This window comes from Vibrio sp. Vb1755 (genome assembly GCF_033338635.1).
Taxonomy (GTDB): Bacteria; Pseudomonadota; Gammaproteobacteria; order Enterobacterales; family Vibrionaceae; genus Vibrio; species Vibrio alginolyticus.
On sequence record NZ_JAWOTA010000274.1, the window covers coordinates 1 to 1,162 of the forward strand.

The window sequence follows — 1,162 nt, forward strand, 5'->3', positions numbered from 1 at the left end:
TGATCTTTTTTGACCAATGCTACATCGCTCAGCAACAAGCGATTGTTCAGGTATCCAATAAGAATCTGTGGCGTTGTCAACTTGAAGACAACACCCTCTACATCATTGAGAAAGAAACCAACATGAATGACGTAAGCACATCCGAAACACTCACAGACCACCAGCAACTGCCTGTGGAACTCACGTTCGACATCGGCCACCAAACCGTCACGCTGGAGCAACTCAACCAACTGCAACCTGGGTACGTTTTCGAGCTCAACCAACCGGTGTCTAAGCCCGTGACACTGCGCGCGAATGGTAAAATCATTGGTGAATGTGAACTGGTAAACGTCAACGATCATTTAGGTGTACGTGTGCTTGAATTATTCGGCGGCACTCAGGAGCCGGCATGATTCAGTTACCTGATGAGCTAAACCTCATTGTCAGCCTAGCGTTGCTGGCATTGATCCCGTTTATCGCCATGATGGCGACCTCATTTGTGAAACTCGCGGTCGTGTTTTCGCTGCTGCGAAATGCGCTTGGCGTACAACAGATTCCGCCGAATATGGCGCTGTATGGCTGAGCGATCATTTTGTCGATTTTCATCATGGCACCGGTTGGCTTTGAAACGTACGACTACGTAAAACAGCACGACATTTCTTTGGAAGACTCTGCCAGCGTTGAGGGCCTGATTGAAAGTGGTTTACAGCCGTATCGCGAGTTTTTGAAAAAGCACATTCGTGAAACCGAAGCGATATTTTTTACCGACGCAGCACGTACACTGTGGCCGCAAAAATACGTGGACCGTTTGGAATCCGACAGCTTATTGCTGTTGCTGCCTGCATTTACGGTCAGCGAGTTAACGCGGGCTTTTGAAATCGGCTTCCTACTCTACTTGCCGTTTATCGCTATCGATTTGATTGTTTCCAATATTCTGCTCGCAATGGGGATGATGATGGTGTCACCGATGACCATTTCTCTGCCCTTCAAGTTACTGCTTTTCGTTTTGCTTGATGGCTGGACAAAACTCACGCACGGCTTAGTGCTGAGTTACGGTTGATGAAGGAGAGAGAATGAATCCTGCAGAAATCATCCATTTCACAACGCAAGCACTCACTTTGGTTCTGTTCTTGTCGCTGCCACCAATTTTAGTCGCAGCATTAGTCGGCACCTTAGTGTCGCT

3 pseudogenes are annotated in these 1,162 nt (G+C 47.8%); all 3 read left to right on the forward strand.

Annotation, left to right across the window (positions count from 1 at the left end):
• A pseudogene (gene vscQ / locus R7E00_RS24470) lies at window positions 1–392 on the forward strand (SctQ family type III secretion system cytoplasmic ring protein VscQ); the annotation flags it as partial.
• Window positions 389–1,039, forward strand: a pseudogene (gene vscR, locus R7E00_RS24475) (SctR family type III secretion system export apparatus subunit VscR). The pseudogenes vscQ and vscR, both read left to right, overlap by 4 nt.
• A gap of 13 nt (window positions 1,040–1,052) precedes the next feature.
• Window positions 1,053–1,162, forward strand: a pseudogene (gene vscS / locus R7E00_RS24480) (SctS family type III secretion system export apparatus subunit VscS); the annotation flags it as partial.